Source organism: Streptomyces sp. NPDC044002 (assembly GCF_056434525.1).
The window spans coordinates 1-5,782 of the sequence record NZ_JBWKEZ010000130.1; the positions used below are offsets into that span (position 1 = coordinate 1).

Here is a 5,782-nt window from a genome sequence, read left to right on the forward strand (position 1 = left end):
TGGGGCGGGGTGTGGGGTGGGAGGGTTCGGGGGGAGGGTGCCGGGGGTTTTCTGAGGGGGTTTCAGTGCCCTGCCGGGCACCGTGCGCGGGGCGGTCGCCCTCACGGGCGACCGGGTTCAATACAGCGGGGCGCACGGCCGAATTCCGGGGCGGCCTTACGGCCGAAATCCAAGAGGCCTGGAATTCGAATGCTCCGCTCGGGATACGCCGATCCGATATCCCGGGAACACGTCACGGACGGAGCGTCACATCCCCTGCACCTGACGACACGTCAGGGAACGGGAGAGAAATTCAGCCCGGCTCGGGAAACGAATAGGAATCCACCCCGGAAAAGAGAAAGAGGCCCTTTCGGGCCTCCCCCACACAACCAACACACCGTCAAAACACGCCACCAGCCGCCCATTTTCAGGCCGCCGACGGCCCCGGCTACCCCCAGTAGACCGGCAGCCCCCGCGCCCGTGCTTCCTCGGCGAGCTCCCGCAGCTCCTCCAGCCGCTCCTGGATGTAGCCCTCCCTGCGCCCACAGTCGACGAAGCGGCCTTCGGCCGTCGCCGGGCGTCCGGCATCCACCGGCACCAACGCCAGCGCCACCAGCACCCTTCCCAGGAAGTCATCAGCCTCCGCGTCACCCGCCAACTCGTCGTACCCAAGCACGCCCAGCACGCGGGCCGCGTTGGCGTTGGCCATGTTGACTTCTTCGGAAGCAACGTCAGCAAAGAAGGTGACAGACATTCGGGGGCTCCATCCCTCTCAGATACGGCATCGGCAGGTGGTTCGCCCAGGGGGAGCAGCGTTCCGGCTGCTCCCCCTGGGGGCGCCCTCAGAGGTCGGCGAGCGTTGCCAGGATGGCGAGCATCTTGTCCCTGTTGAGCGGCAGGGTCTCCCCCTCGTCGTCCGCTCCGCCGGTCAGCAGGACGGGGCCGTGGTAGTCCTGGTAGGTCCGGCCGAAGCGCCGCGCGAGCAGCGTGGCCACCGGGTTGACCGGCTGGGTGTAGAGGCCGTTGTCGTCCAGCCACATGTCCACCTGGTCGGTCAGGGCCACCACGTCCACCTGGTCACAGCGCATCAGGGAGTACATGGCCGTCAGCCGGGCTCCGGAGTCGCCGGGCAGGTCAACCGGGATGACCTCGGCCTCAGGGGTGATGAGCAGGGCGGTCGGTGCGAGAGTCACGATGGCTCCATCTGTCGCAGTGTGAGTTTTCGGTGTTGGCCGGTTGCCACCCCGACCAACAAGAAAACTATACCACGCTTTCATCACTTACGGGGACCCGGCTGCCCCGAAACCCGGAACGGGGGTGCGGAAGGAGTCCGCTGGCGGGATCGGTGAAATCGGCGGTGACGATTTCGACCGTGGGGGACACCCCGCGCCATCGGTAGCCGTGGTAGCTGGTGTCGATGCCGATGTTCTCGCCCAGGGTCAGACCGGTCTCACGGTGGAAACGGGCGTACTGCTCGCTGGGGCGGTGCTGGAAGAAGGGCCGACCGCTGTACTCGAAGGGGGCGGACTGCTGCGGGATGATGAACGCACCCTGCCGGGCGAGGGTGGCCGCGCGGTCGATGACGTGGAATTCGAACCGGTCGCCCCGATAGCGGGGGCCGGCCCCGTGGCGTTCGACTCGGGGACCGAAGGGCGGGTTCGCGATGGCGGTGTCGAACTCGCCCAACCCCAGCTCTTCGGCGTCCATGGTGAGCACGTCTGCAACGATCCACCGGGCCTCGGGCATGAGCTTGCGGCCCACGGCGACGTAGTCCGGGTTCTTCTCCACGCACACGATCTCGCGGGGCGGGAGTCCCTCCCACCGGCGGGTGTAGAGCTCGCGGGCGGCGTAGGCGAGTCGGCCGACCCCGGCGCACAGGTCGATGACCCGGGTGCCGACCACGTGGAACCGAAGGTCGGACGCGAGGCCCAGCGGGGTGAAGTGAGCGCCGTCGAGCTTGTTCGTGACGCTACTGGACTCCTGCCAGTGCTCGGCGACGGTGTCCTTCTCGTCCTCGGTCAGGTCGCGGGCGAGGGCAACGAGTCGGCGGGCCTCGCGGTGCGCCTTCTGCTCTTCACGGGTCATGGTCACGACGGAGCTCCTCAAAGTCTGTGCGAATTCGGCTCGCGATCGGCTGCCACCGCCGACCGCGAAATAACTAGAACGGCAAAACAACACTTCGCTCTGCGCCACCAGTTCGTGGGGCGCCGCCCTCAACGGCCGGCCGGGCAGGGCAGGGGCGGACGGGGTCCGGCCGGAGCGGCTCCGGGGCCGGGCGAAGCGCCCGGCCCCGGAGCCCCCGATTCAGACCGTCAGACGCGGTGCGGCCACGTACTCCACACCCCACTCCGGCGGGATCACTTCGCCGGTCTCCGCGTCCGTGCAATAGGCGTTGAAGATTTCCGATGCGCTGAGCGGCTTGGCGTAGAACTCCATCAGCTTCCAGCCCATCACTTCGGAGGTCTGGTCGGCGGTCGTGCGGATCACCGCGCCTCCGCCGACCATGGCGGCGAGGGTGAGCACCATCATCGCTTCAAGCGCGTCGTCCGGGTCCAGGTCGCTCGTCTCGCCGTCGTTGTGAAACGGCACGGAGACCGAGAGGGTGGCGCCGTTCGCGGATGCCGCGACGACGAGATGGTGACAGCCGTCCCCCACCGCGTTGAGAAAGCCCATCAACAGCGCAGCGGAGCGCTCAACCTCGTACGGGGTCCGGTCGTGCGACGTGATTGCCATGCCGATTCCTCTCGGTCTGCTTCCGGTTTCTGGTCGACTGCCACCGCCGACCAACGAGACAACTATACCGCACATTCATCACTCACGGGGGGATTCGTGGATCTTTCCCGGAGGAATTTCCGCACGTGAGAGGCGCTGCGAACTCGCGGCGCCCCACCTCTTGCCGGGTGGGGCGCCGCAGTCGCCGGTCAGTCCTCGCCGGGCAGGGAGATCGTGAGCACGGGCTCCATCTCGTCGCCGGGCCCGCACGTGGCGAGCAGCCGGGCCCGCCCGCTCTCGTGGCTCTCTCCGTCGCGGGGAACGCGGTAGAGCTCGACGGTGCAGGAACTCCCGTCGTTCGAGCGCCTGATGGCGTAGTGGGTCATCCGGAGCACGTCCCAGAGACGTCCCGACTCGTCCTGGTAGGTCTGCCGGTTGTCCTCGGCCGTCCAGGCGACGCAGTCGGCCCACGCGGCCGCGGTGAGGGCCACGGGGACCGTGAACCCGGCCTCGCGGGCGATGTCGTCGCCGACGGCGACCAGGGCCCCGTCGGCGAGGGCCCTGGCGCGGCTGTACGCGTGGATGACTCCTCCGAAGAGGTCGGCCACGGAAACGGCCGGCTGCTCCGCCTCGGGGGTCCGGCGCATCGCGTCGGGGCCCAGGCGATCCGGGTTCGCGGTGCCGCTGATGAGGGTCTTGTCGGTCATGGTCTGCCCTTTCGTGAGCGGTGTTCTCGGCGGCGGCGGGGTGCCACTCCCCGCCGCCCGGGGCGGGGCGCAGCCGGGTGGCTGCGCCCCGAGGGAGGGTCAGGCGTTGGCGGCCGACCGGGTGATGGACGCGCGGCGCACGTGGTGCACCACGCAGGCGTCCGGGTCCTCGGCGAACGGGTCGGTGAGGTGGTAGCGGGTGTCGGCGCTCCCGAGGTGGTCCGCACGTCCGCAGTAGAAGCAGTCGCACAGCCGGGCCAGGTAGAAGCCGTGGTGCTCGGGCTTGCTGCCGTGGTAGAGGACCAGGTCGCCGGGCTCGATGAGGTCGAGGGTGCGGAGCAGAGTGTCGGACATGAGTGTCTCCTCACGGCTGTGCGTGGATTCGGTTTGTGATCGACTGCCACCGCCGACCAACAAGACAACTATAACACACTTCGATCACTTCCGGTGTCCCCACTAGCCCTCCCACCTGGGTGAATTGACCCTCGCCCCTCTTCCGCCGGCGGCCACGCTTCGCCGGCGCTTCTCCCGTGGCCGGCACGGCTGGAGATGCCGCGGCCGGCGCGCGCCGGGGGTGCGGGAGGGAGTCCGCGCGGGCCGAGCGGCTCAGCCCGGTGCACCCACCGACAGGAACGCGAGTGCGCCCCCACCGTGCGGCAGGGCACGGTGGGGGCGCGGGGCGGGAGGGTGTCTAGCCGGTCGTGACGCTTGCGCGTACGGCCGCGACGGCGGCGGCGGTATCGGCGGCCAGGTCGGGGGTGTGGGAGTCGTACAGGACGGTGAACTCGACGCCGTCCTCGTCGTAGGCGCAGGCGAGCCAACCGGCGTGATCGGTCAGCGGGTAGTCCACCTCGGCCTCGTGCCGGTCCTGGCCAGTGAGCAGGACCTCGCCGCCGTCGGGTGTGGGGACGGCGATCCAGGAGCAGCCGGAGCCCAGGTGCGCGCCCCTGGTGGCTTCGACGCCCGCCTCGGCCAGGACCCGCTGGAGGTACTCCCCTGCGGTGTCTTCCTCGGCATAGCCGAAGTCGCGGCAGAACGCGTAGGCCAGGTCCGCGGCGGCGTCCGGGTCGGGGGCGTTGAACTCCTCGGCCCACCGGGTGAAGTCCTCCTCGCTGGTGGCCAGCAGCTCGATCTGGTCGGCGACGGTGCCCGCGACCACGGCCGCGATGAGCAGCTCCGTGCGGTCGACGTCGAGGGTCAGGCCGATGACGGTGTACGTCCGCGTCTCGGTGGCGGTCATGCGATCAGCCGGAAGCTCGCGGCGTCGACCGCCTGGGCGCCGAGGTCTCCGAGGAAGGCGGCGACGACGTAGGCGCCGTTGTCGCCTCCCCAGAGGGTCTCGGGGGTCTCGCCGTCCTCCTCGGCGCGCCACGGGAAGGCCTCCAGCACTGCGGCGGCCGCGTTCGCCTTGGCCTCCTCGTAGTCCGCTCCCTCGGCGACGACCGCAAACGAATCGGCGAGATCCCAGACTTCGTACCAGTCTCCGATGAAGGTGAATTTCACGGGTTTTCCTTTCGTCGAATTCGAGGGGCCCCGGAATTCGGTTCCGGGGCCCGGGGGTGACCTGCGTTTAGCGGCGCGGCCGGGGGACGTCGCGGTGACGGCTGAAGTAGCGGTCGACGAGCATGAGCGCCTGGTCCTCGGTGAGGCCGAGCAGCGCTCCGCCGCGCGTGGACCCGGTGAAGACGGCCACGCCGCAGACGGGGGTGGGGGTGGCCTGGTAGGCGTGGAGGAGCTGGCGTGCGGGGGTGTTGGCGGGGAGGCCGAGCGGGACGGCCAGCTCGTCGGTCCACATGATCAGCTGGGTGGTCAGGTCGACGGATCGGACCTGGTCGGCGCCGAGCGCGTCCTGCGGGCAGGTGTCGGCGTCCCAGTCGAGCAGGCGGAATCCGCCGGTGGGCTCGACCCGCAGGGCGTAGCCGTCCTGGAGGAGGGTGGGCATGGGGGGCCCCTTTCCTGGGAGTTGGTTTTCGGTGCGGGTCGGCTGCCACCGCCGACCCACGACATAACTATACCCGCTACTCATCACTTTCGGAACGGTGCAGGCGGCTATTTCCCCTGTTCAGCGGCATGCCCCAGAGGCGCCGGCGTAGCCCGCGCACGTGCCGCCGGCCCGTCCCGTGCTCCAGGGCGCCGGCGTCCAAGCGGCCGGCGGCGCGGGCCGGCGGCGGCCGCGGTGGAGGCTCCCCGGCCGGCCGCGGGCACGCCGGCCGCGTCCACGGGCCTGGAGGGAACGCCCGGCCGCTCACGGCCGGCGGGATGCGCCTGGGCTGCCGGGCATGGCTGCGGGCCCGGGGGGGGGGGGGGGGGGTGTGGGGGGGGGGGGGGGGGGGGGGGGGGGGGGGGGGGGGCAAAGGACAGCCCACTGCGGTGGGCCACGCTGG

9 protein-coding genes are annotated in these 5,782 nt (G+C 70.3%); all 9 read right to left on the minus strand.

Annotated elements, in window-relative coordinates:
- Positions 1–427: 427 nt before the first annotated feature.
- A complete protein-coding gene (locus AC07A6_RS40865) occupies positions 428–733 on the minus strand; it encodes a hypothetical protein (RefSeq protein ID WP_470594750.1) in 306 nt (101 codons plus the stop codon).
- An 88-nt stretch (positions 734–821) separates the two neighbouring features.
- Positions 822–1,172 (minus strand): DUF3846 domain-containing protein, encoded by a 351-nt coding sequence (locus AC07A6_RS40870; protein ID WP_478780478.1) that lies wholly within the window; start codon positions 1,170–1,172, stop codon positions 822–824.
- A 67-nt stretch (positions 1,173–1,239) separates the two neighbouring features.
- Complete coding sequence (locus tag AC07A6_RS40875) at positions 1,240–2,070, minus strand: class I SAM-dependent methyltransferase (RefSeq protein WP_478780479.1); 831 nt, start codon at positions 2,068–2,070, stop codon at positions 1,240–1,242.
- Positions 2,071–2,283: 213 nt separating this feature from the next.
- Entirely contained in the window at positions 2,284–2,712 is a 429-nt protein-coding gene (locus tag AC07A6_RS40880) for a hypothetical protein (protein WP_478780480.1), read from the minus strand.
- A gap of 188 nt (positions 2,713–2,900) precedes the next feature.
- Positions 2,901–3,398, minus strand: coding sequence for a DUF6573 family protein (locus tag AC07A6_RS40885; RefSeq protein WP_478780481.1), 498 nt, complete (start codon positions 3,396–3,398; stop codon positions 2,901–2,903).
- A 99-nt stretch (positions 3,399–3,497) separates the two neighbouring features.
- A complete protein-coding gene (locus AC07A6_RS40890; protein WP_470195451.1) occupies positions 3,498–3,752 on the minus strand; it encodes a hypothetical protein in 255 nt (84 codons plus the stop codon).
- A 337-nt stretch (positions 3,753–4,089) separates the two neighbouring features.
- Positions 4,090–4,638 carry a hypothetical protein gene (locus AC07A6_RS40895; RefSeq protein WP_478780482.1) on the minus strand — a complete coding sequence of 183 codons (549 nt, stop codon included), beginning with the start codon at positions 4,636–4,638 and terminating at the stop codon, positions 4,090–4,092.
- Positions 4,635–4,901, minus strand: a complete 267-nt coding sequence (locus AC07A6_RS40900; protein WP_478780483.1) for a hypothetical protein — start codon at positions 4,899–4,901, stop codon at positions 4,635–4,637. The genes AC07A6_RS40895 and AC07A6_RS40900 overlap by 4 nt, the downstream gene beginning before the upstream one ends.
- Positions 4,902–4,968: 67 nt before the next feature.
- The gene (locus AC07A6_RS40905) at positions 4,969–5,340 is read right to left on the minus strand and encodes a DUF3846 domain-containing protein (protein ID WP_478780484.1); all 372 of its coding nucleotides are present in this window, start codon (positions 5,338–5,340) and stop codon (positions 4,969–4,971) included.
- Positions 5,341–5,782 lie beyond the last annotated feature (442 nt).

Bases quoted from the DNA above. Each gene is read 5' to 3' on its own strand.
- AC07A6_RS40885 (WP_478780481.1), bottom strand. From the start codon at position 3,398: ATGACCGACAAGACCCTCATCAGCGGCACCGCGAACCCGGATCGCCTG.
- AC07A6_RS40895 (WP_478780482.1), bottom strand. From the start codon at position 4,638: ATGACCGCCACCGAGACGCGGACGTACACCGTCATCGGCCTGACCCTC.
- AC07A6_RS40865 (WP_470594750.1), bottom strand. From the start codon at position 733: ATGTCTGTCACCTTCTTTGCTGACGTTGCTTCCGAAGAAGTCAACATG.
- AC07A6_RS40880 (WP_478780480.1), bottom strand. From the start codon at position 2,712: ATGGCAATCACGTCGCACGACCGGACCCCGTACGAGGTTGAGCGCTCC.
- AC07A6_RS40890 (WP_470195451.1), bottom strand. From the start codon at position 3,752: ATGTCCGACACTCTGCTCCGCACCCTCGACCTCATCGAGCCCGGCGAC.
- AC07A6_RS40905 (WP_478780484.1), bottom strand. From the start codon at position 5,340: ATGCCCACCCTCCTCCAGGACGGCTACGCCCTGCGGGTCGAGCCCACC.